General features: G+C 70.5%; 25 protein-coding genes. 6 read left to right on the forward strand and 19 right to left on the reverse strand.

Annotation, left to right across the window (positions count from 1 at the left end; translation table 11 throughout):
- Positions 1–46: 46 nt before the first annotated feature.
- The 11 genes from OHT77_RS08090 to OHT77_RS08140 form a co-directional block, all read right to left on the reverse strand.
- The gene (locus OHT77_RS08090; protein ID WP_328827366.1) at positions 47–1,648 is read right to left on the reverse strand and encodes a glycoside hydrolase family 13 protein; all 1,602 of its coding nucleotides are present in this window, start codon (positions 1,646–1,648) and stop codon (positions 47–49) included.
- Between the two features lie 40 nt (positions 1,649–1,688).
- Entirely contained in the window at positions 1,689–2,564 is an 876-nt protein-coding gene (locus tag OHT77_RS08095) for a carbohydrate ABC transporter permease (protein WP_328827368.1), read from the reverse strand.
- Entirely contained in the window at positions 2,561–3,520 is a 960-nt protein-coding gene (locus OHT77_RS08100; protein WP_328827369.1) for a carbohydrate ABC transporter permease, read from the reverse strand. Before OHT77_RS08100 ends, OHT77_RS08095 begins: the two co-directional genes overlap by 4 nt.
- Positions 3,521–3,524: 4 nt before the next feature.
- Positions 3,525–4,871, reverse strand: a complete 1,347-nt coding sequence (locus OHT77_RS08105; protein WP_328827371.1) for an ABC transporter substrate-binding protein — start codon at positions 4,869–4,871, stop codon at positions 3,525–3,527.
- Positions 4,872–4,981: 110 nt separating this feature from the next.
- Entirely contained in the window at positions 4,982–5,980 is a 999-nt protein-coding gene (locus tag OHT77_RS08110; RefSeq protein WP_266774253.1) for a LacI family DNA-binding transcriptional regulator, read from the reverse strand.
- A gap of 82 nt (positions 5,981–6,062) precedes the next feature.
- The gene (locus tag OHT77_RS08115; RefSeq protein ID WP_328827374.1) at positions 6,063–6,758 is read right to left on the reverse strand and encodes a GntR family transcriptional regulator; all 696 of its coding nucleotides are present in this window, start codon (positions 6,756–6,758) and stop codon (positions 6,063–6,065) included.
- Positions 6,759–6,808: 50 nt separating this feature from the next.
- On the reverse strand, positions 6,809–7,810 hold the full coding sequence (locus tag OHT77_RS08120) for a proline racemase family protein (RefSeq protein WP_328827375.1): 1,002 nt from the start codon (positions 7,808–7,810) through the stop codon (positions 6,809–6,811).
- Between the two features lie 40 nt (positions 7,811–7,850).
- A complete protein-coding gene (locus tag OHT77_RS08125) occupies positions 7,851–8,768 on the reverse strand; it encodes a dihydrodipicolinate synthase family protein (RefSeq protein WP_328827376.1) in 918 nt (305 codons plus the stop codon).
- A 31-nt stretch (positions 8,769–8,799) separates the two neighbouring features.
- Positions 8,800–10,242 (reverse strand): FAD-dependent oxidoreductase, encoded by a 1,443-nt coding sequence (locus tag OHT77_RS08130; RefSeq protein ID WP_328827377.1) that lies wholly within the window; start codon positions 10,240–10,242, stop codon positions 8,800–8,802.
- Entirely contained in the window at positions 10,235–10,537 is a 303-nt protein-coding gene (locus OHT77_RS08135) for a (2Fe-2S)-binding protein (protein WP_328827378.1), read from the reverse strand. The genes OHT77_RS08130 and OHT77_RS08135 overlap by 8 nt, the downstream gene beginning before the upstream one ends.
- A complete protein-coding gene (locus OHT77_RS08140; RefSeq protein ID WP_328827380.1) occupies positions 10,534–11,688 on the reverse strand; it encodes an NAD(P)/FAD-dependent oxidoreductase in 1,155 nt (384 codons plus the stop codon). Before OHT77_RS08140 ends, OHT77_RS08135 begins: the two co-directional genes overlap by 4 nt.
- Positions 11,689–11,780: 92 nt before the next feature.
- On the opposite strand from OHT77_RS08140, the gene OHT77_RS08145 reads away from it, so the two are divergent.
- A complete protein-coding gene (locus OHT77_RS08145; RefSeq protein ID WP_328827381.1) occupies positions 11,781–13,193 on the forward strand; it encodes an aminopeptidase P family protein in 1,413 nt (470 codons plus the stop codon).
- A 13-nt stretch (positions 13,194–13,206) separates the two neighbouring features.
- Here the strand turns inward: OHT77_RS08145 and OHT77_RS08150 are convergent, their stop codons facing one another.
- From OHT77_RS08150 to OHT77_RS08165, 4 genes are read right to left on the reverse strand one after another with little or no spacing between them, the layout of a single operon-like run.
- Positions 13,207–14,022 (reverse strand): ABC transporter permease, encoded by an 816-nt coding sequence (locus OHT77_RS08150; RefSeq protein WP_328827382.1) that lies wholly within the window; start codon positions 14,020–14,022, stop codon positions 13,207–13,209.
- 56 nt (positions 14,023–14,078) lie between these two features.
- The gene (locus tag OHT77_RS08155; protein WP_328827384.1) at positions 14,079–14,942 is read right to left on the reverse strand and encodes an ABC transporter permease; all 864 of its coding nucleotides are present in this window, start codon (positions 14,940–14,942) and stop codon (positions 14,079–14,081) included.
- Between the two features lie 3 nt (positions 14,943–14,945).
- On the reverse strand, positions 14,946–16,139 hold the full coding sequence (locus OHT77_RS08160; RefSeq protein WP_328827385.1) for an ABC transporter substrate-binding protein: 1,194 nt from the start codon (positions 16,137–16,139) through the stop codon (positions 14,946–14,948).
- 56 nt (positions 16,140–16,195) lie between these two features.
- Positions 16,196–17,233, reverse strand: a complete 1,038-nt coding sequence (locus tag OHT77_RS08165; RefSeq protein WP_328827387.1) for an ABC transporter ATP-binding protein — start codon at positions 17,231–17,233, stop codon at positions 16,196–16,198.
- A gap of 113 nt (positions 17,234–17,346) precedes the next feature.
- Between OHT77_RS08165 and OHT77_RS08170 the strand changes: the two genes are divergently transcribed.
- The gene (locus tag OHT77_RS08170) at positions 17,347–18,090 is read left to right on the forward strand and encodes a FadR/GntR family transcriptional regulator (protein ID WP_266774241.1); all 744 of its coding nucleotides are present in this window, start codon (positions 17,347–17,349) and stop codon (positions 18,088–18,090) included.
- Positions 18,091–18,129: 39 nt separating this feature from the next.
- A complete protein-coding gene (locus OHT77_RS08175; RefSeq protein WP_328827389.1) occupies positions 18,130–18,891 on the forward strand; it encodes a cache domain-containing protein in 762 nt (253 codons plus the stop codon).
- 90 nt (positions 18,892–18,981) lie between these two features.
- Here the strand turns inward: OHT77_RS08175 and OHT77_RS08180 are convergent, their stop codons facing one another.
- Positions 18,982–19,644 carry an MmyB family transcriptional regulator gene (locus OHT77_RS08180; RefSeq protein ID WP_328827390.1) on the reverse strand — a complete coding sequence of 221 codons (663 nt, stop codon included), beginning with the start codon at positions 19,642–19,644 and terminating at the stop codon, positions 18,982–18,984.
- A 225-nt stretch (positions 19,645–19,869) separates the two neighbouring features.
- On the opposite strand from OHT77_RS08180, the gene OHT77_RS08185 reads away from it, so the two are divergent.
- A complete protein-coding gene (locus OHT77_RS08185; RefSeq protein WP_266774238.1) occupies positions 19,870–20,526 on the forward strand; it encodes a helix-turn-helix domain-containing protein in 657 nt (218 codons plus the stop codon).
- A gap of 32 nt (positions 20,527–20,558) precedes the next feature.
- Positions 20,559–21,101 carry a toxin-antitoxin system, toxin component gene (locus OHT77_RS08190; RefSeq protein WP_328834186.1) on the forward strand — a complete coding sequence of 181 codons (543 nt, stop codon included), beginning with the start codon at positions 20,559–20,561 and terminating at the stop codon, positions 21,099–21,101.
- Between the two features lie 58 nt (positions 21,102–21,159).
- Here OHT77_RS08190 and OHT77_RS08195 read toward each other — a convergent pair whose 3' ends face one another.
- Positions 21,160–22,182, reverse strand: coding sequence for an alpha/beta fold hydrolase (locus tag OHT77_RS08195; RefSeq protein ID WP_328827391.1), 1,023 nt, complete (start codon positions 22,180–22,182; stop codon positions 21,160–21,162).
- A gap of 218 nt (positions 22,183–22,400) precedes the next feature.
- Between OHT77_RS08195 and OHT77_RS08200 the strand changes: the two genes are divergently transcribed.
- The gene (locus OHT77_RS08200; protein ID WP_328827392.1) at positions 22,401–22,625 is read left to right on the forward strand and encodes a hypothetical protein; all 225 of its coding nucleotides are present in this window, start codon (positions 22,401–22,403) and stop codon (positions 22,623–22,625) included.
- 43 nt (positions 22,626–22,668) lie between these two features.
- Here OHT77_RS08200 and OHT77_RS08205 read toward each other — a convergent pair whose 3' ends face one another.
- Positions 22,669–23,349, reverse strand: coding sequence for a 4'-phosphopantetheinyl transferase family protein (locus OHT77_RS08205; RefSeq protein WP_328827393.1), 681 nt, complete (start codon positions 23,347–23,349; stop codon positions 22,669–22,671).
- Positions 23,297–24,205: a metallophosphoesterase family protein gene (locus OHT77_RS08210; RefSeq protein WP_328827394.1), complete on the reverse strand. Its 909-nt coding sequence runs from the start codon at positions 24,203–24,205 to the stop codon at positions 23,297–23,299. The genes OHT77_RS08205 and OHT77_RS08210 overlap by 53 nt, the downstream gene beginning before the upstream one ends.
- Positions 24,206–24,355 lie beyond the last annotated feature (150 nt).

A 24,355-nucleotide genomic window follows, 5' to 3' on the forward strand; every position in this document is an offset into this window, starting at 1 on the left:
GGGGTGCGGGGATAGCGGATGCGGGGTGGCGGCCGGAGGCCGGCGGCTACGCGGTGTGCAGCCAGGCCGCCGTGTCCCGCGGCAGCCTGCCCTGGTCGTCCAGGGGGCCGCTGGTCAGCAGGAGCCGGGTGTGCGCGGGGAGGTCGGCGGGCGCCTCGGCGAGGTTGACCACGCAGATCACGCCCTCCGCGCGGGCGAAGGCGAGCACACCGTCGGGGGCGGGCAGCCAGGTGAGGGGGCCGTCGCCGAAGACCGGCCGGAGGCGGATCGCGTCGCGGTACAGGTTGAGCATGGAGTCGACGGTCCGCTGCTGACGGTCGACCGCATACGATGCCCAGCCGGCCGGCTGCGGCAGCCACGGCTCCCCGCGCGAACCGAAGCCCGCGTACGGGGCTTCCTCGACCCAGGGCAGCGGCACCCGGCAGCCGTCACGGCCGGGGTCGGTGCCACCGGACCGGAAGTACATCGGATCCTGTATGCGGTCGGCGGGCAGCTCGACCTCGGGCAGCCCCAGTTCCTCCCCCTGGTAGAGGTAGACGACCCCGGGCAGCGCCAGCGACAGCAGGGCGGCGGCCCGGGCGCGCCGGGTGCCGAGGTCGAGGTCGGTCGGGGTGCCGAACGCCTTGGTCGCGAAGTCGAAACCGGTGTCCTCGCGGCCGTAGCGGGTGACCGTGCGGGTCACGTCGTGGTTGCACAGCACCCAGGTGGCGGGGGCGCCGATCGGGGCGTGCTCGGCGAGGGTCTCGTCGATCGAGGCGCGCAGCCGGGCCGGGTCCCAGGGGCAGGACAGGAACGAGAAGTTGAACGCGGTGTGCAGTTCGTCGGGGCGTAGGTAGCGGGCGAAGCGCTCGGTGTCGGGGAGCCAGACCTCGCCGACGAAGACGCCGTCGTACTCGTCGGCGACGGCCCGCCAGGAGCGGTAGATGTCGTGGAGTTCGTCGCGGTCCACGAAGGGGTTCGGGTCGCGGCCCTCGACGAAGTCGGGCAGCTCCGGGTCCTTGGCGAGCAGCGCCGCCGAGTCGATGCGGACGCCTTCGACGCCGCGCTCGAACCAGAAGCGCAGGATGTCCTCGTGCTCCTGACGCACCGCCGGGTGGGCCCAGTTGAGGTCGGGCTGCTCAGGGGTGAACAGGTGGAGGTACCAGTCGCCGTCGGGCAGCCGGGTCCACACGGGTTCGGTGGAGCCGGCGAACTGCGACGGCCAGTCGTTGGGCGGGAGTTCGCCGTGCTCGCCGCGTCCCGGACGGAAGTGGAACAGCTCGCGCTCGGGCCCGCCGGCGAGGGCGGCGCGGAACCACGGGTGCTGGTCGGAGACGTGGTTGGGCACGATGTCGACGATCGTGCGGATCCCCAACTCCCGTGCCTCGGCGATGAGTTTCTCCGCCTCGGCGAGCGATCCGAAGGCCGGGTCGATGGTGCGGTAGTCGGCGACGTCGTAGCCGCCGTCCTTCATCGGTGACAGGTACCAGGGGTTGAACCACAGGGCGTCCACGCCGAGTTCGGCGAGATACGGCAGCCGGGAGCGGACGCCCGCGAGGTCGCCGGTGCCGTCGCCGTCACCGTCCGCGAAGCTGCGGACGTAGACCTGGTAGATGACGGCGGTGCGCCACCATGCGTCGTGGCTCTGGGCAGGGGTGGGCTGTCCCACGGTGCTGGCCTTTCTGTCGGGGGCGTCGAAGGGGGCGGGGTCAGCCCTTCGTGCTGCCCGCGCTGATCCCGGCGATGATGTGCCGCTGGAAGACCAGGAACATCGCGACCATGGGGATGCTCGCGATCACCATCGCCGCGATGAGCACGGTCAGTTGGATGTTCTGGGACAGCTGGACGAGTGCCACGCTGATCGGTTGCTTGTCGGTGTCGGAGAAGACCATCAGCGGCCACAGGAAGTCCTGCCAGACGGCCACGAGCGCGAAGATCGACACGACGCCGAGCACCGGCCGGGACATGGGCAGCACGATGGACCACAGGATGCGGAGTTTCCCGGCGCCGTCGATCTCGGCGGCCTCCATGACGTCGCGCGGGAGCTGGTCGAAGAACCGCTTGAGGAGATACAGGTTGAAGGCGTTGGCGACGGCCGGGAGCCAGATGCCGAGCGGGCTGTTGAGCAGGCTGGTGTGGATCAGCGGGAGGTCGGCCGCGGTCAGGTACTTGGGTACGACCAGGGCCTGCGCCGGAACCATCAGCGTCGCCAGGATGCCGCCGAGGATGACCTTGCCGAAGGCGGGCTTCAGTTTGGACAGGGCGTAGGCGGCGGCCGTGCACAGGACCAGCTGGAACGCCCAGGCGCCGGCGGCCTGGACCACCGTGTTCCACAGGTGCTCCGGGAGCTGCATCAGGTCCCAGGCGTCGGTGTAGCCGCTGATGTGCAGGTGGTGGGGCACGATCGTGGGCGGGGTCTGCGCGATCTCGTCCGGCGACTTCATCGCGCCGGTCACCATCCAGTAGACCGGGAAGAGGAAGGCGAGGGCGAAGAGCACGACGACGCCGGTGAACACGGTCCAGTAGACGGCCCTGCCGCGCGGTCGCGCGAGGCTCGCCGGGGAGAGCAGCGTGCGGGTGGTCACAGGTCGTCCTCTCCGGATCGGGTCAGCCGCAGATAGAGGGCCGAGAAGACACCGAGCAGCACGAGGAGCATCACGCTGAGCGCGCAGGCGCCGCCGAAGTCGTTGTAGAGGAAGGCGTATTTGTAGATCAGGTAGAGGACGGTGACGGTGGCGCTCTCCGGTCCGCCGCCGGTGATGACGAAGGGTTCGGTGAACACCTGCATCGTGGCGATGATCTGAAGGAGCATCAGCATCAGGATGACGAACCGGGTCTGAGGGATCGTCACATGCCGGACCCGTTGCAGCAGGCTCGCGCCGTCCAGTTCGGCCGCCTCGTACAGCTCGCCCGGGATGGACTGGAGCGCGGCCAGGTAGATCAGGACGGTGCCGCCCAGGTTGGCCCAGGTGGCCACGATCACCAGGGAGACGAGCGCGGTGTCGGTGCCGTTGGACCAGTTCGAGGTCGGCAGGTGCAGGAAGCGCAGCGTCTCGTTGGCGAGGCCGGCTCCCGGGTCGTAGAACCACTTCCACAGCAGGGCGGTGACCACCGGGGGGATCATCACCGGGAGGTAGACGACGACCCTGAAGAACGCCTTCCAGTGCCTCAACTCGTTGAGGACCAGGGCGAGTACGAACGGGATCGCGAAGCCGATGAGCAGGGCGAGCACCGTGAAGACGAGGGTGTTGCGCCACGCGTCGGCGAACTCGGGGTCGTGCCAGACCTGGGTGAAGTTGGCGGTGCCGACCCACTCGGGAGAGGAGCCGGGCGTGTACTTCTGGAAGGCGATCACGACCGCGCGGATCGCCGGGTACCAGGAGAACAGGGCGAAGCAGATCAGGCCGCCGATGAGGAAGGCGTAGGCGCGGGCCTGGTCGAGAAGGAGGCGGCGCCGCCCCTGGCCCCCTGCCGGGGGCGGCGCCTTGACCTGCCGTACGTCGGTCGTCTCGACGGGTCGCCTGGTGGCCGTTCGGGTCATCGGGTCAGCCCCGGGCCAGGATGCCGTCGATCTTTCCGGAGGCGTCCTTGAGGAGTTGGTCGATGTTCGCGTCCTTCTTGGTGAGGACGGCGGAGACGGCCCCGTCGAGGACGGAGTAGATCTGCTGGGCGTCCGGCGGCTCGATCTTCATCTGGAGCGACTGGTTGCCGTCGAGGAAGGCCTGGTAGTTCTGCACCGGGACGTTGGCGTTGGCCTTCTTGACCTGCTGGTCCTTGGCGTCGGCGGCGCCGGTGAACAGTCGCGGCTCGGGCAGTCCGACGGGTGCGTTGGACTTCTTCGCGCGGGCGTAGTCGCCGAGGAAGCCGCTGCCCGGGGTGAGGAACATGCTGTCGAGCCACTTGAGGCCGGCGCGGATCTGGGCGGGTGTGTCGTGCTTGTTGAACATGTAGCCGTCGCCGCCGATGAGCGTGCCCTGACCACCAGGCATCGGGCCGAGGGCGAGGTCGTCGTAGTTGCCGCCCTTCTCCTTGACCAGGATCGGGATGTTGTCCGGGGCGGAGAGGTACATGCCGAGCTTGCCCGAACCCATCAGCTGCTGCACGTCGTTGATGACGAGGAGCTGCTTGCTTCCCATCGAGTTGTCGGTCCAGCGCATGTCGTGCAGGTTCTGCAGCACGGCGTGGCCCTGGGGCGTGTCGATGGTGGCCTTCTTGCCGTCGGCGCTGACGACGTCGCCGCCCTGGGAGTACATCTCGGCGGTGAAGTGCCAACCGCCCTGGTTCTGGGCGCTGTAGTCGGCGTAGCCGACGGTGCCGTTGCCGAGCGCGGCGATCTTCTTGGCGTCGGCCCGGACCTCGGCCCAGGTCGTCGGCGCCTTGTCCGGGTCGAGACCGGCCTGCTGGAAGAGCTTGCGGTTGTAGATCAGGCCCATCGAGTAGCCGGTGCGCGGAATCCCGTAGATCTTGCCGTCCACGGTGTAGATGTCCCGCAGCTGCTTCTGCAGCGTGTCGTAGCTCTTCAACTCCTTGATGTACGGCGTGAGATCGGCCGCCTGGTTGATGTCGACGACGTGCTTGGCGTCGGTGAAGTACGTGTAGAACACGTCCTCCATCTGGCCGCCGGCGAGCTTGGCGTCGAAGGTCTTCGGATCCTGGCAGGGAAACGCGTCGTGGGTGACGACGTCGATGGTCGGGTTCTTCTTCTCGAAGGCCGCGACATCGGAGTCGAAGAACTTGCGGTCGACTTTGGCGCTCTTGGGCGGCTCGCAGTTGACCGTGATGCGTGTCTTGCCACTCGCCGAGTCGTCGCCGGACCCGCAGGCGGAGGCAGTGAGCGCGAGAGAACAGACGCCGATCGCGGCGAAGGTGCGGCGGAACCCGGTGCTTCTCATCGGTGGACCCCTCTGGGCAGGAGCGGTGGGCGCCGCACACTCAAGCACCGCCGACATCCGTCCGCAAGATGTCGCGCAGAATTTGTAATTATTCGACAGCAGAGTGTCGGTCAGCCGCGCGGGGCTTGCGCGGTGGAACCACGCACTACCAGTTCCGGTTCGAAGAGCAACTCCTCGGCCGGTACGGCGGTGCCGCCGACCTGTGAGTTCAGGAGCTCCACGGCGGCCCGGCCCATGGCCTCGATGGGCTGGCGGACGGTGGTCAGCGGGGGCTCGGTGCAGTTCATGAAGGCGGAGTCGTCGTAACCGACGACGGAAATTTCTGATGGGACGTCAAGTCCCTTGCGTCGCGCGGCTCTTACCGCACCCAGCGCGAGGGGGTCGCTCGCGCAGATGATGCCGGTGACACCCCGGTCGATGAGCCGGGAGGCGGCGGCGTGGCCGCCCTCGATGGAGAAGATCGCGCGGGCGACGAACTCGTCCGGCAGGTCCGCCGCGATGGCCCGCGCTGCGGTCAGCTTCCGAGCGGACGGCATGTGGTCGGCGGGGCCCAGCACGAGCCCGATGCGCTCGTGGCCGAGGGAGGCGAGGTGCCGCCAGGCCTGCTCGACGGCGACCGCGTCGTCGCAGGACACGGCGGGGAAACCGAGGTGATCGATGGCCGCGTTGACCAGGACGACCGGGATGTTCCGCTCGGCGAGCAGCCGGTAGTGGTCGTGCGGGGCGTCGGCCTGCGCGTAGAGCCCACCGGCGAACACGACGCCGGACACCTGCTGCTGGAGCAGCAGGGTCACGTAGTCGGCCTCCGAGACCCCGCCCTTGGTCTGGGTGCAGAGCACCGGGGTGAGGCCGAGTTGGGCGAGTGCGCCGCCGATCACCTCGGCGAAGGCGGGGAAGATGGGGTTCTGCAGCTCGGGCAGCACCAGGCCCACGAGCCTCGCGCGTTCACCGCGCAGTTGCGTGGGCCGTTCGTAGCCGAGAACGTCGAGGGCCGACAGCACCGCCTGCCGGGTGGGCTCGGAGACACCGGGTTTGCCGTTGAGCACCCGGCTGACCGTGGCCTCGCTGACCCCGACCTTCTTCGCCACCTCAGCAAGTCGTCGCGTCATGTGCGCAAGAATAGCGCAAGATACGCAAGTGGTTTGCGTTATGGGACGGTCGGATCAAGCCGATTCCGGCTCCCGCCGCCGGTCAGTCGTGCGCGGCCCACAGTCCGCGGACGTGCCCGAGATGCCGGGTCATGATCTCACGCACGGCCCGCTTGTCCTGGTCCACCAGCGCGTCCAGCAGCTCCAAGTGCTCCTGGGCGGACGCCAGTAGACGTCCGGCCTCGACGAGCGCGGTCAGCCCGTAGAGGCGCGAGCGCCCCCGCAGATCACCGACGACCTCCACGAGGTGGGCGTTGCCCGCGAGGGCGAGCAGTCCGAGATGGAAGCGGGTGTCGGCCTCGACATACGCGATGAGGTCGCCGGCCACGGCCGCGTGGACGATCTCCCGGGCGGCCGGGCGCAGCGCCTCCAGCGAGACGGGGTCCGCGCTCCCGGCCAGCCCCACCACCGTGGGGATCTCGATCAGCGCGCGGATCTGCGTGTACTCGTCGAGCTGCTTCTCGGAGACGGCGGTGACCCGGAATCCCTTGTTCGGGACCGTGTCGACCAGTCCCTCCTTGGCCAGGTCCAGCATGGCCTCGCGCACCGGGGTCGCCGAGACGCCGAAGCGGGCGGCGAGCGTCGGCGCGGAGTACACCTCGCCGGGCCGCAGCTCCCCCGCGATCATCGCGGCCCGCAGCGCGTCGACGACCCGCTCGCGGTAGCTGCTCTTCCTGCCGCCCAGCGTGGGCAGGTCCGGAGCAGTGGTGGGCGGGGCGCTGGCGCGCTGGACGGCCATCGAATCTCCTCGTGGTGCAATGTCACGCGTGACCCGCCATTATCCCCGACCTAGAGGACGAATCCGCCCGGGAACGGGTCGGTGGGGTCGAGCAGGTACTGGGCGGTGCCGGTGATCCAGGCGCGGCCGGTGAAGCTGGGCAGGACGGCCGGGACACCGGCGACCTCGGTGGTGTCGAGGAGCCGTCCGGTGAACCGGGTGCCGATGAAGGACTCGTTCACGAACTCGGTGTGCAGCGGGAGTTCACCGCGCGCGTGGAGCTGCGCCATGCGGGCGCTGGTGCCCGTGCCGCAGGGCGAGCGGTCGAACCAGCCCGGGTGGATCGCCATCGCGTGCCGGGAGTGCCGGGCGTTCGCGCCGGGTGCGTACAGGTGGACGTGGTGGCAGCCGCGGATCGAGGGGTCCTCGGGGTGGACGGGCTCGTCCTTGGCGTTGATCGCCTCCATGAGGGACAGGCCCGCCTTGAGGATGTCGTCCTTGCGGGCACGGTCGAAGGGCAGCCCGAACACGTCCAGCGGCAGGATCGCGTAGAAGTTGCCGCCGTATGCCATGTCGTATGTCACCGTCCGTCCGTCGGCGAGGGTGATCTCGCGGTCCAGGCCGACGGAGAACGACGGGACGTTCTTGAGGGTGACGTGCCGCGCGGCGCCGTTCTCCACGGCGACCTCGGCGACGACGAGCCCGGCCGGGGTGTCGAGCCGGATGGTGGTGACCGGTTCGACGACCTCGACCATGCCCGTCTCGACGAGCACGGTGGCGACGCCGATCGTGCCGTGCCCGCACATCGGCAGATAGCCGGAGACCTCGATGTAGACGACGCCCCAGTCGCAGTCGGGGCGGGTCGGTGGCTGCAGGACGGCACCACTCATCGCGGAGTGGCCGCGCGGTTCGTTCATCAGGAACTGCCGGATGTGGTCGCGGTGTTCGCGGAAATACAGCCGACGCTCGTTCATGGTCGCGCCGGGGATGGTGCCGATCCCGCCGGTGATCACACGGGTGGGCATGCCCTCGGTGTGCGAGTCGACGGCGTGCAGGACGAGTTTGCTGCGCATGACGCTCCTGGTGAATGCCGGTGGACCATGGTGCCGTTGACTACGCGAGTCCCGCCGCGACCGCCTTCTCGGTGGCCGCCCGCACGGCCGCGTCCTGTTCGGGCAGCAGCGGGACGCGCGGCGGGCGCACCGGGCCGCCGTGCCGGCCGACGATGTCCATGGACAGCTTGATGGCCTGCACGAACTCCACCTTGGAGTCCCAGCGCAGCAGCGGGTGCAGCTGCTCGTACAGCTTCTTGGCGGTGGCCAGGTCGCCGCCGACGGCCGCGTGGTACAGCTCGACGCTCGCGGCGGGCAGCGCGTTCGGGTAACCCGCCACCCAGCCCTTCGCACCTGCGAGCGCCAGCTCCAGCAGGACGTCGTCGGCGCCGATCAACAGGTCCAGTTCCGGGGCGAGTTCGGCGAGCTGGTACGCCCGGCGGACATCGCCTGAGAACTCCTTCACGGCGTGGATGTGCCCCTCGCCGTGCAGCTTGGCGAGCAGTTCCGGCACCAGGTCGACCTTGGTGTCGATGGGGTTGTTGTACGCCACGATCGGCACGCCCGCCTTCGCGACCTCCGCGTAGTGCGCGAGGACCGAACGCTCGTCGGCGCGATAGGCGTTGGGCGGCAGCAGCATCACGGAGGCGCAGCCGGCGTCGCGGGCCTGCTCGGCCCAGCGGCGGGACTCGGCGGAACCGTAGGCGGCGACCCCGGGCATCACCCGCGCGCCGCCGATCGCGGCGACGGCCGTCTCGACGACCTTGGCACGCTCCTCGGGAGTGAGTACCTGGTACTCGCCCAGCGAGCCGTTCGGGACGACACCGTCACAGCCGTTCTCGACCAGCCAGGCGCAGTGCTCGGCGAACTTGTCGTAATCCACGGCGAGTTCGTCGGTCAGCGGGAGCGCGGTGGCGACGAGCACGCCGCGCCAGGGGCGGTTCGCGGTGGTGTCGGGGGTGGTGGTCGTGGAGTTCATGAGGTGTCCCCTCTCAATGGGGTGTGACATTTTACGGTTGGACCTCTCCGGGGTCCCGGGCCTCTCCGGCACGGGCCAGCACCCCGAGCGGCACGGGACGTGCGAACGGCCGCCGGGACGGAGCGAACGCACACCCGGCCAACCCCGCGACGGCGGGCCCGCACATCCGCCCCTGGCACCAGCCCATCCCGGCCCGCGTGAGCAGCTTCACCGTACGGACGTCACCGGCGCCGAGCCCGTCCACGGCCTCGCGGATCGCTCCCCCGGTGACCTCCTCGCAGCGGCAGACGACGGTGTCGTCGGTGACGAGATCGGCCCAATGGGCGGGCGGCGCGTACACGGTGTCGAGTGCGGCGAAGAACTCCCGCAATCCTCTGCGGGACTTGGCGGCGGGCGCCCACGAACTCGGGTCGGGTTCGGTGCCGTTGAGGCGGGCCGCGGCGGACCGACCCGCGATGTGGCCCTCGGCGAGGGAGAGGGCGGCGCCGCCGATGCCGGTGGTCTCGCCGGCCGCCCAGACGCCGGGGACGTCGGTGCGCTGCTCGTCGTCGACGTGGACGCCGGTCCCGTCGAGGCGGCAGCCGAGGGTCTCGGCGAGGTCGGTGTGCGGGAGCATGCCGTGGCCGACGGCGAGGGTGTCGCAGGCGATCCGGCGTTCGGTGCCGGGCCTTACCCGTCCGTCGGTGTCGAGCGCGGCGACGGTCACCGCCTTCAGCCGTTCGCCGCCGTGTGCCTCGACGACCGCGTGTCGGGTGAGCAACGTGACGCGGTGGCGCAGGAGTTGAGCCGCGTACTGGGCGCCCTCGGCGATCTTGCCCGGCTGGGCGGCGAGCGCGCGGGTCCGTCGTACGAAGGCCTTGGGGTCGGTGGACTCGACGAGTGCGGCCACCTCGACGCCCGCGGCCGCGAGGCCGGTCGCCACGGGGAGGAGGAGCGGGCCGGTGCCGGCGACCACGGCGGTGCGTCCGGAGACGGCGAGGGCGCCCTTGAGCATGGCCTGGGCGCCGCCCGCGGTGAGGACTCCCGGGAGGGTCCAGCCGGGGAACGGGAGGACCTTCTCGTAGCCGCCGGTGGCGAGGAGGACGGCGTCCGCGCGGACCTCGACCGGGGACTCCTGGCAGGGACCGAGGAGGGCGTGCACGGTGAAGGCGGTGCGGCCGGCGGCTCCGGACCGGTCGTTCAACCCCCGCTCCACGAGCCAGACATGATGATCCGTCAAGTGTGTCACGTGGCCCGTCTCCACGTGGTGCGCGAGGGCGTCGTTCAGTCGCTCCCATGTCCGCCACTGGTGGTGCAGGGCCTGCGGGCGGCGGGCGTTGAGTGCGTCGGCAGGCCGGCGGTAGAACTGGCCGCCCGCCTGCGCTGCCGAGTCGATCAGGGTGACGCGGACACCGTGGGCCGCGGCGGCGACGGTCGCGGCGAGTCCCGCCGGGCCCGCGCCGATGACGGCGAGGCGTGGTCGGTCGTCAGTCATCGTGGCCCGTCCCCTCCTGCGTGCGGATGGCGTCTCCCGGGTGCAGGGGCAGCAGGCAAGCCCGTTGGTTCGGGCGGTCGTTGACGGTGACGAGGCAGTCGTAACAGACCCCGATCCCGCAGAAGATGCCGCGCGGGCGGCCCTCGCCCCGGGTGGTGCGCCAGGACGTGACCCCAGCCGTCCAGAGTGCGGCTGCGACGGTCTGGCCGGGGAGGGCCTCGATGTCGCGGCCGTCGAGGGTGACCGTGAAGGGCGGGCCGGGGTGGGCGTCGGCCAGGTGCAGTGGGGAGTTCACGCGGGCTCCTCCTCGGGGAAGCGGTCGGGCCGGAAGGGCGCCGGGTCGAGGTCCGGGGTCCTGCCGCCGAGCAGCTGGGCGATCAAGTGCCCTGTGCCGGTGGCGAGTCCGATGCCGGCGCCCTCGTGGCCGCAGGCGTGGACGAGACCGGGGACGCGGGGGTCGGGGCCGATGGCGGGGAGGTGGTCCGGCATGTAGGGGCGGAAGCCGAGGTAGGAGCGCATCGCGTGGACGTCGGACAGGAACGGGAACAGCCTGGTCGCGCCCGCGGCGAGCGCCCGGACGACCGGCAGGGAGAACTCCCGGTCGAAGCCCACCCGTTCACGGCTGGCGCCGATCAGGACCGGTCCGGCGGCGGTGCCCTCCACGACCGGTGAGGTCTGCAGGGCGGCCGAGTCGCTGGCCACGTCGGCCACGTAGTCGGCGGCGTACACCTTGTGGCGGACCAGGCGCGGGAGCGGTTCGGTGACGAGGACGAAGCCGCGGCGCGGGAGGACGGGGAGGCCGACTCCGGCGAGGGCGGCGAGTTCACCGCCCCAGGTGCCGGCCGCGTTGACGACCGTGGGGGCGAGGATGTCGCCCCGGTCCGTGCGGACGCCGTCGACCGTGCCGTCCGGTCTGAGGAGTACGTCCGTCACCGTGCGGCCGGTGAGCAGGCGGGCGCGCGAGATACGGACGAGGTGGGCGGCGGCCAGGGCGGGCATCACCTGGGAGTCCTGCGGGTAGTACACGCCGCCCGGGAGGCCGGGGGCGAGGTGGGGTTCGATGTCGTACAGGGCGTCGCCCCGGACCGGTCCGGCCTCGACCCCGGCGGCGCGCTGTTCCTCGGCGAAGCGCTCCAGCGCGGTGAGTCCGTCGGGGGTGGAGGCGACGACGAGGCCGCCCTTCGCCTCGTACTCGACGAACTCCCCGATCTCCTCGGCCAGTTGGGTCCACAGTCGGCCGGAGAGGAGGGCGAGGTCGAGTTCGGGGCCGGGTTCCTTGTCGGAGACGAGGAGGTTGCCCTCGCCGGCGCCGGTCGTGCCGCCGGCGACGGGGCCGCGGTCCACGACGATCACGTCCAGGCCCGCCCGGGCCGCGTAGAAGGCGCAGGCCGCGCCCACCATTCCGGCTCCGACGACCACGACATCGCAGGTCAGTCGCTTGCTCACGGCAGTACTATGTCACATGTCTCTCTAGCTGGGTATGTTCCGATACGAATGTCACCCACCCGGAATCACCACACACGGAAGAGGTGCCCGTCGTGGCCAAGGGCCGAAAGAACGGTCTGTACCGAGGAATCTCCGACGAGCTGTCCGCCCTGATGCGGACCGGCTGGGCCGACACCGAGCGCACGGACCTGGAGCCGACCGAGCAGGCGCCGCACGCGGCCCGCCGCCGGGCCGCGCTGTCCGCGCTGTTCCCGGGCGAGCGGCTGGTCGTGCCCTCCGGAGGTCTCGCGATCCGCTCGAACGACGACCACCACCCGTTCCGCCCGTACTCCGGCTATGTGCATCTGACCGGCGACCAGGCGCGCGACGGCGCCCTCGTCCTGGAGCCCCGCCCCGACGGCGGCCATGACGCGCACTGCTACCAGCTCCCCCGCGACAGCCGGGACAGCGACGAGTTCTGGACGGGCTACACCGCCGAGCTGTGGATGGGCCGCCGCCGCACCCTGGCCGAGTCGACGCGCGTGCTCGGCCTGCCCTGCCGTGACATCCGCACGATCGCCGACGACCTCGCGAAGACCTCCGGGACCCCCACCCGCATCGTGCGCGGCGTCGCCCCGGACCTGGACGCGGCACTCGACACCGACGAGGACCGCGACGACGAGTTCGAGACGGCCGTCTCCGGACTGCGGCTGGTCAAGGACGCGTGGGAGATCGGCGAGATGCGCCGCGCCGTCGACTCCACGGTGCGCGGATTCACCGATGTCGTACGGGAGTTGTCACAGGCGGTCGCCACCTCGGAGCGCTGGATCGAGGGCACGTTCTTCCGCCGGGCCCGCGTCGAGGGCAACCACGTCGGCTACGGCTCGATCTGCGCCGCCGGTGAGCACGCCACGATCATGCACTGGACCGACAACGACGGCCCGGTCCGCCCGGGTGAACTCCTGCTGCTGGACGCGGGGGTCGAGACGCACAGCCTCTACACCGCCGACGTCACCCGCACCCTCCCGATCAACGGTACGTTCACCCCGGTCCAACGCACGGTCTACGACGCCGTGTTCGAGGCCCAGGAGGCCGGCATGGCCGCGGTGAAGCCGGGCGCGCAGTACCGGGACTTCCACGAGGCGGCCCAACGGTCCCTGGTGGAACGGCTGGTGGAGTGGGGCTTCATCGAGGGACCGGCCGAGCGGGCCTACGAGCTGGCGCTGCAGCGGCGGTTCACGATGGCCGGCACCGGGCACATGCTCGGGCTCGACGTGCACGACTGCGCGCAGGCGCGGAGCGAGGAGTACGTGGACGGGGTCCTCGAACCCGGCATGGTGCTCACCGTCGAGCCGGGCCTGTACTTCCAGCCCGACGACCTGACGGTGCCGGAGGAGTGGCGGGGCATCGGCGTCCGGATCGAGGACGATCTGCTGGTGACCGACGACGGCTACGAGAACCTGTCGGCGGGACTGCCGCGCTCGGCCGACGAAGTCGAGGCGTGGATGCGGGAGTTCGCGGGCTGAGCGGGTCGACTCGTCAGACGCGGCTCGCCGTGGCCGTGTCGGCGGACAGTCGCTGGGCGACATAGATCGGGAGGACGGAGAGCAGGACGAGCACGGCGGCCACCACGTTGACGACGGGGGCCTGTTGGGGCCGGGTCATGTTGTTGAAGATCCAGATCGGGAGGGTCTCGATGCCTGGCCCGGCGGTGAACGTGGTGACCACGATCTCGTCGAAGGACAGCGCGAACGCGAGCAGTCCGCCCGCGAGGAGCGCCGAGCGCACCAGCGGGAAGGTCACGTCCACGAAAGCGCGGAAGCTGTCGGCACCCAGGTCCATCGCGGCTTCCTCGTACGACCCGGAGGTGCGCCTCAGACGGGCGACGACGTTGTTGAAGACGACGACGATGCAGAAGGTCGCGTGCCCGACGATCACCGTGAAGAGACCGAGGCCGACGCCGAGCGGCTCGAGTACCGTGCTGAACGCCGAGTTGAGGGCGATGCCCGTGACGATGCCGGGCAGCGCGATCGGCAGGACGACCACGAAGGAGATGGCGTCGCGGCCGAAGAAGCGGTACCGGGCCACGGCGAAGGCGATCAGCGTGCCGAGCACGAGGGCGATGGCGGTGGCGCCGAGTCCGGCCTTCACGGAGACCCAAAGGGCCGCGCGGGCACCGGAGTTCTGCCAGGCGACCGACCACCAGTGGGAGGTCAGGGTGGACGGTGGCCAGCTCGCGCTGCGGTCCGGGTTGAGGGAGTTGACCAGGACGAGCAGGAGCGGGACGTAGATCACCGCGAAGCCGAGCCCGGCGGCCACGCGCAGGGCGATACGCGCGGAACGGGAGAGCTGCATGACATGTCACCCCCTTCGGAGGCTGTCGAGGAGTTCTGAAGGGTTCCGAGGGTCTTCTACAGGCTGCTGAGCGCGCCCGTGCGGCGCATCGCGAGCAGGTACACCACGATGACGACGACGGGGACGGTGCCGAGGGCTGCGGCCATGGGCAGGTTGAGTTCGATGTTGGAGTAGACGAGGTTGCCGATGAGCTGGGTCTTGCCGCCGACGATCTGGACGGTGATGTAGTCGCCGAGACTGAGCGAGAAGGTGAAGATCGAGCCGGCGGCGACGGACGGCAGCACCATCGGCAGCACGACCGACCGGAAGGTCCGCCCGGCCCGCGCGCCCAGGTCCGCCGACGCGTCGAGGAGGTTGGCGGGCAGCTGCTCCAGCGCGGTGTGGATCGGCAGGATCATGTAGGGCAGCCAGAGGTAGGTGAGGGTGAGCACGGTGGCGGGCAGTCCGAACCCCGGCCCGCTCAGCCCGAACGGCTTCAACGCCCAGTCGGCCAGGCCGCCTTGGGACAGGATGAGCCGCCACGCGTACACCTTGACGAGGTAACTGGCCCACAGCGGGGTGAGGATGGCGACCACCAGCAGCGGGCGCCACCGCGGCTTCGCGACGCGGGCCGTGTAGAAGGCGACCGGGAACGCGATCACCGCGCACAGGACCGTGACGCTGAGCGCGACGCCGATGCTGCGCAGGACGACCTGCCGGTACACGGGCACCGTGAACAGCTCGTGGAAGTTGTCGGTCGACCAGACCTTCACCACCTCGGAGGTGAAGGAGTCCGTCGTCCAGAACGCGGAGACGAACAGCACGCTGAGCGAGCCGAGATAGAGCACGGCGAGCCACAGCAGCGGCGCGGTGAGCAGCAGGGAGAGCCGCAGCCGGGGGCGCCGGTAGAGCGCCCCCGCGGTCCGGTTCAGCAAGGACATGGGTCAGCCCTTGATCTCGGTCCAGGCCTGCACCCACTTCGCGTACGGCACGCACTTGACGTCGGTACGGCCGTCGAGGCACTGCTCGATGGGCGTGTTCCAGAACGCGATGTTCTTCCAGTACGCGGTGTCGGCGGCGTGGTAGGTGGTGCAGAAGCTCTTGTCGCTGGTCTCGGCGCAGGCCTTGGCGTTGGCGGGGGCCTCGCCGAAGTACTCGGCGACCTGGGCGTTGACCTTCGGGGAGACGATCCAGTTGAGCCACTGGTAGGCGCAGTTGGGGTGCTTGGCCTTGGCGGAGATCATCCAGGTGTCCGACCAGCCGGTCGAACCCTCCTTGGGCACGAAGGCCTTGACCTTGGCTCCCTCGCCCGCGGTGAGGTTGGCGATGACCTGCCAGGTGGTGCCGACGACGGAGTCACCGCTCTTGAAGGCGGAGATCTCCTTGAGGTAGTCGCTCCAGTACTCGCCGACGTCCGCGTTCTGCTTCTTCAGCAGCGCGACGGCGGCGTCGAACTGCTTCTGGTCGAGCGCGTAGGGGTCCTTGATCTTCAACTCGGGCTTGGTGGCCTTGAGATAGAGGGCCGCGTCGGCGATGTAGATCGGTGAGTCGTACGCGGTGACATGGCCCTTGTACTTCGGGGCGTCGTCGAAGACCGCGGCCCAGGAGGTCGGGGCGGGGGTGACCTTCTGGGTGTTGTACATCAGGAGGTTGGCGCCGCGGCCGTGCGGGATGCCGTAGGCCTTGCCCTTGACCGAGTTCCAGGCCTGGAGCTTCAAGTCGGGGAAGACGTCCTTGTAGTTGGGGACCAGGTTCGTGTTGACGGGGGCCGCGTCACCGGAGGCGATGAGGCGCAGGGAGGCGTCGCCTGAGGCGGAGACGGCGTCGTACTCGCCGGTCTTCATCAGCTTGACCATCTCGTCGGAGCTGGCGGCGACCTTGGAGTTGACCTTGCAGCCCGTCTGCTTCTCGAAGTCGCCGACCCAGTTGACCTTGGGGTCGTTGGAGCCGTCCTCGACATAGCCGGCCCACGCGATCAGGTTGACCTCGCCCTCGCTCTTGCCGAGCTTCGACTGGGCTTTCAGATCAGGGGGGTTGAGGCCGCCGCCCGACGAACCGCTGTCGGAGGAGCCGCAGGCGGTGGCGGCGAGCAGGACGGCGGCGCAGGCCGTGACCTGGAGGGTTCGGGTGAGACGCACGGCGTTCTCCATGGGTGGAGGAGATGGATGACGAGCTGGGGGCAGGGGCGGGCGGGTCAGCGGGGGTCGGGCACGTGCACGGTGTGGCGTCGGTGCCATTGCAGTCGCACCCGGCTGCCGCGGTAGGCGGCGACGTCCTCGGCGGAGGTCTCGAGGTTCTGCTGGAGCGCGGTGAGCCGGCCGCCTGCGTCGAGGTCGACGAGGAAGCGGGTGGAGTCCCCGAGGTAGACGACCTCGGCGACGGTGCCGGAGGCGCTCTCGTGGTCCGGGGTACCGGGTTCGGCGGAGTCCTTGAGGACGCGGATCTTCTCGGGCCGGATGCTGTAGGTGCCCAGGGTGCCGACGACCCGCTGGGCGGACTCGCCGGCCAGCAGGTTGGAGGTGCCGACGAAGGAGGCGACGAAGGGGGTCGCGGGACGCTCGTAGACCTCGGCGGGGGTGCCGACCTGTTCGATGCGGCCCTCGTTGAAGACGGCGATGCGGTCGCTCATCGTCAGGGCCTCCTCCTGGTCGTGGGTGACGAAGACGAAGGTGATGCCCACCTCCCGCTGGAGCGCCTTGAGTTCCACCTGCATCTGCTCGCGCAGTTTGAGGTCGAGGGCGCCGAGCGGTTCGTCGAGGAGCAGGACACCGGGGCGGCCGACGAGGGCGCGGGCGAGGGCGACGCGCTGGCGCTGGCCGCCGGAGAGCTGGGCCGGGCGGCGCTTGCCGTAGCCCTCAAGTCGTACCTCTGTAAGGGCTTTTCGGGCGCGGACGAGGCGTTCGGACTTCGCGACCTTGCGGACCCTGAGGCCGTAAGCGACGTTTTCCTCGACCGTCATGTGCGGGAAGAGGGCGTAGTCCTGGAAGACGGTGTGGACGTCCCGTTCGAAGGGGGCGAGGCCGGTGACCTCCTGGCCGGCGAGTTCGATGGTGCCCCCGGTGGGGCTCTCGAAGCCGGCGATCATGCGGAGCACGGTCGTCTTGCCCGAGCCGGACGGGCCGAGCATCGAGAAGAACTCGCCGTCCTTGATCTCCAGGTCGACGCCGGCCACCGCGGTCGTCTCCCCGAACGATTTCCGCAGATCCCGCAGCCGGATCGCAATCCCCTCCATGGGCGGGAACCTTTCTGGTGCTCCGTAACGTTGCACGGAAACATATGAAGTCATAGTTCAAATCTCAAGGCCCCCTTAGGGTAAAGCTTGAGTCAACGTGCAAGGTGGTGGCTGTGAACCAGGAGCAGCACATCAACGGCGGCGCCCGAAAAGCCGTCTTCGCCCCGGTCGACAACCGGGCGCGGGTCGACGCCGTCGTCAGCCGGCTCGGCGACGCCATCGAGCTGGGACTGCTCGCCGACGGCGAGCAGCTGCCGGGCGAGAGCGAGCTCGCCGGGCAGCTCGGGGTGTCCACGGTGACCCTGCGGGAGGCGCTGATGGCGCTGCGCCAGCAGGGTCTGGTCACCACCCGGCGGGGGCGCGGCGGCGGCAGCTTCGTGTCCTTGCCCGAAGTCCCGGGCGAGGAACGGCTGATGGTCCGGCTGCGCGGCTGGAGCACCGAGGAGCTGCGCGACCTCGGCGACCACTGGGCCGCCCTCTCCGGCACCGCGGCCCGGCTCGCCGCACAGCGCACCGAGCCCGAGGACCTGCTCCAACTCCGGCGTACGGCCGATGAGTTGACGAAGGCCGAGGACGCGGCGGCGCGCGGCAGGATGTACGGCCGCTTCCATGTCGAGCTGGCCGCCGCCGCGCAGTCGGCCCGGCTGACCCGTGAGCAGGTCGCGCTGCAGACCGAGGTCGGCGCGCTGCTGTGTCTCGTGCTCGGGAGCGACGAATATCGTGAAGAAGCCGCAGACCGTCACCGCTCCGTAATCTCGGCCGTGCAAGATGGGGCCCACGATTCGGCCAGGGAGTTGGCCGAGCGGTGCGTACAGGAATCGACGGCCCGGCTCATCGCCCGGCGGCTGGCCCTGTAGCCGCCACCGCGTCCGCTCCCCGTCTGCTGGAGGGCACGCATGAGCCTCGCGACGGCAACACCGGCCACGGCACCCGAGCAGTCCGTCGCGGCCGGGGTCCGCTCGGCTCTGGAGTCCGTGTTCGACGCCGTGGCCGCGACCCGCGCCGACACGACGGCGCTGCTCGCCAAGGTGGCCGCACAGGGCCGCCGCCCGGCGACCGCGGACCTCGCGGCGCTCCGCCCGGGCCTCCATCTCCGGCTCGCCCGCCACGAGTTGGTGTCGGGCGTCGGTTTCGTCGCGGCGCCGGGACTGCTGGGCGACGTACCCGCATGGCTGGAGTGGTGGCAGACCACCTCGGACGGTGGCATACGGCCGTTGCTGCCCGACCTCGATCCCGAGCACTCGGCGTACGCGGACTACACGCACTGGGACTGGTTCGCCCTTCCCCGCGACACCGGCGAGCGGGCGGTCGCCGGGCCGTACGTGGACTACCTCTGCTCGGACGAGTACAGCCTCACCCTGTCCGCGCCGGTCCTGACGGAGGGCCGGTTCGCCGGAGTCGCCGCGGCGGACGTGTACCTACGGCACTTCGAGGCGGCCGTGATGCCGATGCTGCACCGGCTGCCGGGACCGGCCCGACTGGTCAACGCCCGTGGCCGGGTGGCCGCTTCGACCGATCCCGGGCATCTGGTGGGTTCACTCAGCAAGGGACCGGACTTCGCCGAGGCCCTCGCGGCGGGGCGGCCGGGGTTCGCCCGCGGATCGCGGCTGGTGCCGTGCGACGGGGTGCCGTTGGTGTTGGTCGTTGCGGAGGGGTGACGGAACTCGCCGGTGTGGGAGGGGAGTTGGAGCGGTGGCGGAACTCACCTGTCCATGCGCCGAGTTGGCGCGTCCACGCGCAGCCGGCGCTCACTCCGACGCCGTGACCACCCTCAGGTGACCGGCGCCGCGGCCCGCCCTGCGGACCTTCGCCGGAGGTGTGCGGCGGGCCTCGCGGAGGATCAGCGTCAGGCGCGTGTAGCCCATGTTCTCAAGGGTCTTGGGGGTCTCGCAGACGACGCGGCAGTCGGTGGCGCCCCAGCGGGGGTCGGGGTGCAGCAGCGGGCGGACCGCGCCGTCGTGCTCCACGGCCTCCTCGCCGACCGCGCGGATCCAGTGCGGCAGGCCCTGCCGGTACGCGGCTTCCATGATGGGGTCCTGGGCGATGTCGCGGCGGATCGCCTGGAGGCCGTGGTCGTGGCCGTGGCTCTCCACGGCGGCGGCGAAGTGCGCCAGCATCGGCAGGCACCAGCTCGACTCGTGTGCACCGAGAACGCTGCTCGCGTCGGGGTGGAAGAGCACGAAACGAAGGAAGTTGTCGCCCGGCATCGCCGTCGGATGCGGGCCGACCGCCCGGAAAAGTGACTTGAAGGCGCCGTTGGTCAACACCACGTCCCAGCGGTGGTCCACGACGACGGACGGAAAGGGGACGGCCTCCAACAGCGTGGCGTAGTCCAGGAGATACGCCTGGGCCTCGGGACTCTCGGGGGCGGGTCGCGGTGCGGACCGCTGCCCACCTGCCTGATACGCCATCGGGAGGTCACCCCTCTTGCCTATGCGGCCTTCTCGCGGCGCCTTGATCCTGGTGCCCCGACGCGAGTCGTGTCAACTATCGTGGCATTTCATGCTGGTTGACGGCTGAAATTGGCCACAGTTGTGGCGAGACCTGGATGCGAGTTCGAACGAACCGCTACTCTCCGGGATGTTCACGGCCCCCGTTTGTGAGAAGCCTGTGGAATACGTATAGGAGATCTGTCGGTGTCGGATGGCTTCGAGGTACCGGGCACGACGGCGACCGCTCTGCTGCCCGGCGTCGTCGACCGCGTCACCGCGCTCGCCGAACGGCTCGACGTCCCCCGGGCCGAGGTCTTCCACATCGGCCGGATCTCCGTCGCCTGCGGTGTCCCGGAGTCCGTGGTCAGAGCCCTGCTGAGCGGCCGTCCCGCGGGCGAACCCGATGTGCAGGCACGGTTCCTGCAGCGCCTCGGGCTGCTGCGCCGCACCAGACTCAAGCCCAACGGGCGCAGATACACCCAGCAGGAGATAGCCGACGGCGCGGGCATGTCCCGGCAGCAGGCGGGTGCGCTCATCAACGGCGACCGGCGTCCCACCATGGAGCACTGCGACGCGCTGCAGCGCTTCTTCCGGGTGCACGCCGGCTTCCTCACCGCCGAGGACCCCGAAGCCCTCGCGGGTGCGCTCCAGCGCACCGAGCAGGAGCTGTTGCAGAAGCTCGCCGACCGTGAGCGCGCGGCGGCCGAGGCGGCGGAGGACCCGCTGGAGCGGCTGCTCCAGGATCACGGAGTGCGCGGAATCGCCTGGCGGGCCGCGCAGTTGCCCACCGACCAGCACCGCGACAAGGTCGCCGAGTGGCTGGACATGCTTTTGGAGAGCGTGAAGCGGCCCGAGTCGTGACCCGGGGGAGAACTGTGGGCATCGGCAGGCAGATGCGCCGCCTGTGCGGCGAGCTGGTCGCGGAGTTGAGCCTCGGCGCACCCGCACGCCCGCACGACCTGTACACCGCGCTGTGTGACGCGATGAGCCGCCGCAGGGGCCGCCCGGTCCAGTTCCGTACAGCCGTCTTCCCTGCCTGTACGGCGAGCGGGCTGTGGCTCGACATGGCGGACCAGGATCTCGTCGTGATCGAGGAACGCACCGCGCCGGACCACCAGTTGGTGATCCTGGGTCATGAGCTGTGGCACATGAAGGCGGGTCACTGCGGCCCGCAGGTGGAGGGCGTCGCGGTGGCCTCCCGGCTGCTCGGCGAGGCCGTCGACGAGGCGGCGCTGCGCGCGACCGTCCTCACGGTGGCCGCCCGCAGCCGGTTCGAACTCGCGGAGGAGCGGGAGGCCGAGAGCTTCGGTCTGCTGCTCGCCAGCAAGTGCCGTACGTGGCTGGCCGGTTCGTCCCTGCGGGAGCCCGCCCGGCACGATCATCTGGCGGGGCGGATCGAGGCGTCGCTGGGGTATCCGGGGCCGCGCGGACAGTAGTTGACGGTTCGTCACCCCTCCAGGCGACTGACGTACCGTCACATGCACCGGCCCGCCGTCAGGTGGCGCTGCGTTCGCTCGCCTCCCGCAGGTCCCGTTCCCTCGCTCCGCCCTCGGCCGTGACACCCGGGCGGCCCTCGCACAGGAGGTCGCGCCAGTGCTCGCGGCTCCAGTGCGCCGGGGTGGTGGTGGCGGTGAACTCCGCGACCAGGCTGAGGAATCGGGCCGGGTCGGTGTGGAACGGGAAGTGGCCCGCGCCCTCGAAGATCTCCAGCCGGCTGCCGGGCATGGCCTCGTGGGCGCCGTACGCGTGGCGGACCGGCACCACGCTGTCCCGGTCGCCCCACAGCAGCATGGTCGGCATGCCCTCGGTGAGGTAGCAGCGGTCGAGCATGGTCACCACCTGGCCCCGCCAGTCGACGACCGCGCGCAGGGTGCGGATGAAGGCGTTGCGGGCGGTCTCGTCGGGCAACGCGTCGACGAGGGTTAGGAGTTCGGGGGCGTCCCGGCCGAGGTCGGTGTCGAGGAGCCTCATCAGGCCGACGGTGAGGCCGACTTGAAGGCGCATGCCGGGCAACCGCAGCGCGGACAGGGCGAGATGGGCGCCCGGAAGCGTGACGAGCCGTAGCACCGGATTGACCTCGCGGCCCACGCCGCCCGCGCTGACGAGGACGAGGCGTTCGGTGCGCTCGGGGAACTGGTAGGCGAACTGCATGGCCACTCCCCCGCCCAGCGAGTGTCCGAGCAGGGTCGCCGACTCGATGCCGAGGGTGGTGAGCAGATCGCGGACGCCGTTGGCGTAGGCGGCGACCGAGTAGTCGGCGCGCGGTTTGTCGGAGGCGCCGTGGCCGAGGAGGTCGGGGGCGATGACCGTGTGGGTGCGGGCGAGGTCGGGGATCAGGTCGGTCCAGGTCGCCGAGGAGTCGCCGATGCCGTGGATGAGGACCAGGACCGGGCCCTTGCCTGCCATGCGGAAGGCGCGGCGGTATCCGTGCACGACGCGGTACTGCAGGGCGAGTTCTCCGGCGCCGACCGAGCGCAGTCGTGCGCGCGCCGGGCGCCGTACCGGGACGTCCTCCACGCACTCGCCTCCCGTTCACCGGGCCGCCCGCGGGCGGCCGAAAGCCCCTCCCTCCAGCGTAGGGCCGCTGTCCCACCGGGGATTTCGGGGACGTTTCACCTCCGCTAAGCGGGCGAACCGGCGCCCGCCGAAACCGGATTGTCAGTGGCACCCGGCAAGCTGGAGTCGTGCCACCGCTCTGCGGAGGCACCTGACGCCGACCAGGGGAGAGCCGTCCTATGCAGACCGCAGTGATGACCGACCGCGAACGCGCCGCCGTCCAGGCGTATCTCCGGCTGCTGCACACGGTCCGAGCAGCCTTCGACGCGCCTCCGGGCGCACGCCCGGTGCTCGTCCCGCCCTCGGTGCTGGCCGAGGCGGACCAGGCCCTGACGGACGCGGGGCTCGCGGGAAACGAGGAGGGGTTCTTCCGGCTGCTGGAGAGCTGGTGCCCGGAGGGATGAGCCGAGGGGGCGGGGCGTCAGATGCCGTGCGCGTCCGGGCCGTTCACCGGTGCGGGACGGTGATCGCCGTGGCGACGAGTCCGTGGCCGACGGTCCAGCGGCCCTCGAAGACGTCGAGGCGTACGCCGTCGACGACCGGGCCGGGGACGAGGAGACGGGCGCGCAGACCGCCGCGTGCCTCCTCGCCCGGGTCGGTGAAGACCTCGATGTCGGCCTCGGAGAAGTCGAGCCACTTCCCGGTGAGGGGGAACCACGCCTTGTAGACGGACTCCTTGGCGCTGAACAGGAGCCGGTCCCAGTGCACGCCCGGCTGCTCCGCCGTCAGGCGTGCCAGGCGCTCCTGTTCGGCGGGCAGGGAGACGCTGGGGAGGATGCCGTCCGGGAGCGGGGCGTGGGGTTCGGCGTCGATGCCGAGGGAGGCGAGGTCGCCGGCGCGGGCCAGTGCGGCGGCGCGGTAGCCGTCGCAGTGGGTCATGCTGCCGATGACTCCGGCGGGCCAGGTCGGTGCGCCGTGGGCGCCGGGCAGGATCGGCTGCGGGGGCACGCCGAGCTTCTCCATGGCGCGCCGGGCGCAGGCGCGTACGGCGGCGAACTCATGGCGGCGCTTGGGCACCGCGCGGGCCACGCGGGCCTCTTCCTCGGGGTACAGCGGGGCGTCGCGGAGCCCTTCGTCACCGTGTGTCTCCACGGTCACCACGGAGTCCGGAAGCAGTTCCTCGATCACCGGTTCCGACCTCCATCGGCAGGATGCGGCGCAGTCGGCCCGGGGGTTCGGGGCGTTTCTGCCACTCGCGGGGGTATCCCACGGACACCTCTTCGAAGCGGACCCCCTCGTGATGGGTGGTCCGCGGGATGTGGAGATGGCCGTAGACCATGGTGTCCACGCGGAATCTGCGGTGCCAGTCGGCGGTGAGGGTGGTGCCGCACCACATGGCGAACTCGGGGTACCAGAGGACCTCGGTGGGGTGCCGGTCCAGGGGGTAGTGGTTGATCAGCACCGTGGGGAGGGTGTCGGGGATCTCGGTGAGCCGGCGTTCGGTCTCGGTGACCCGGGCCCGGCACCAGGCCTCGCGGCTGGGGTAGGGGTCGGGGTGCAGGAGGAACTCGTCGTTGCAGACGATGCCGGTGCCGTGCGCGTACGTCAGTCCCTCGTCCTTGGTGGCGCAGCCCGCCGGGAGGAACGAGTAGTCGTAGAGCAGGAAGAGCGGTGCCACGACGACGGGGCCGCCCGCGCCCTCCCAGACGGGGTAGGGGTCCTCGGGGGTGACGACGCCCAACTCCCGGCACAGGGCGACGAGATGGTCGTAGCGGGCGACTCCGCGCAGGGTGACGGGGTCCTTGGGGTGGGTCCACAGTTCGTGGTTGCCGGGGGCCCAGAGGACCTTGCGGAAGCGGCCGGCGAGGAGTTCGAGGACCCAGCGGATGTCGGCCACGGTCTCGGCGATGTCGCCGGCCACGACGAGCCAGTCGTCGTCCGTGACGGGCCGCATGTTCTCGACCAGGGCGCGGTTCTCGGCGTACCCGATGTGCAGGTCGCTGATGGCCAGCAGCTGTCCGGCACCGCCGGCCGTCGAATCCACCCTCGCCCCCTCCGCGCGCACGATGCAGCCCACGAGATCACATCCCGCCGTTCCGCGACAAGACGGCGGGCGGCACGAGGGGCCGCCGGTGCGGCGGGCGGCGGGAAACGGGGAGGTCGGGGCGGTGCCGCGACAGGAGCTCATGTGCCG

The organism is Streptomyces sp. NBC_00252 (assembly GCF_036187565.1).
GTDB lineage: Bacteria > Actinomycetota > Actinomycetes > Streptomycetales > Streptomycetaceae > Streptomyces.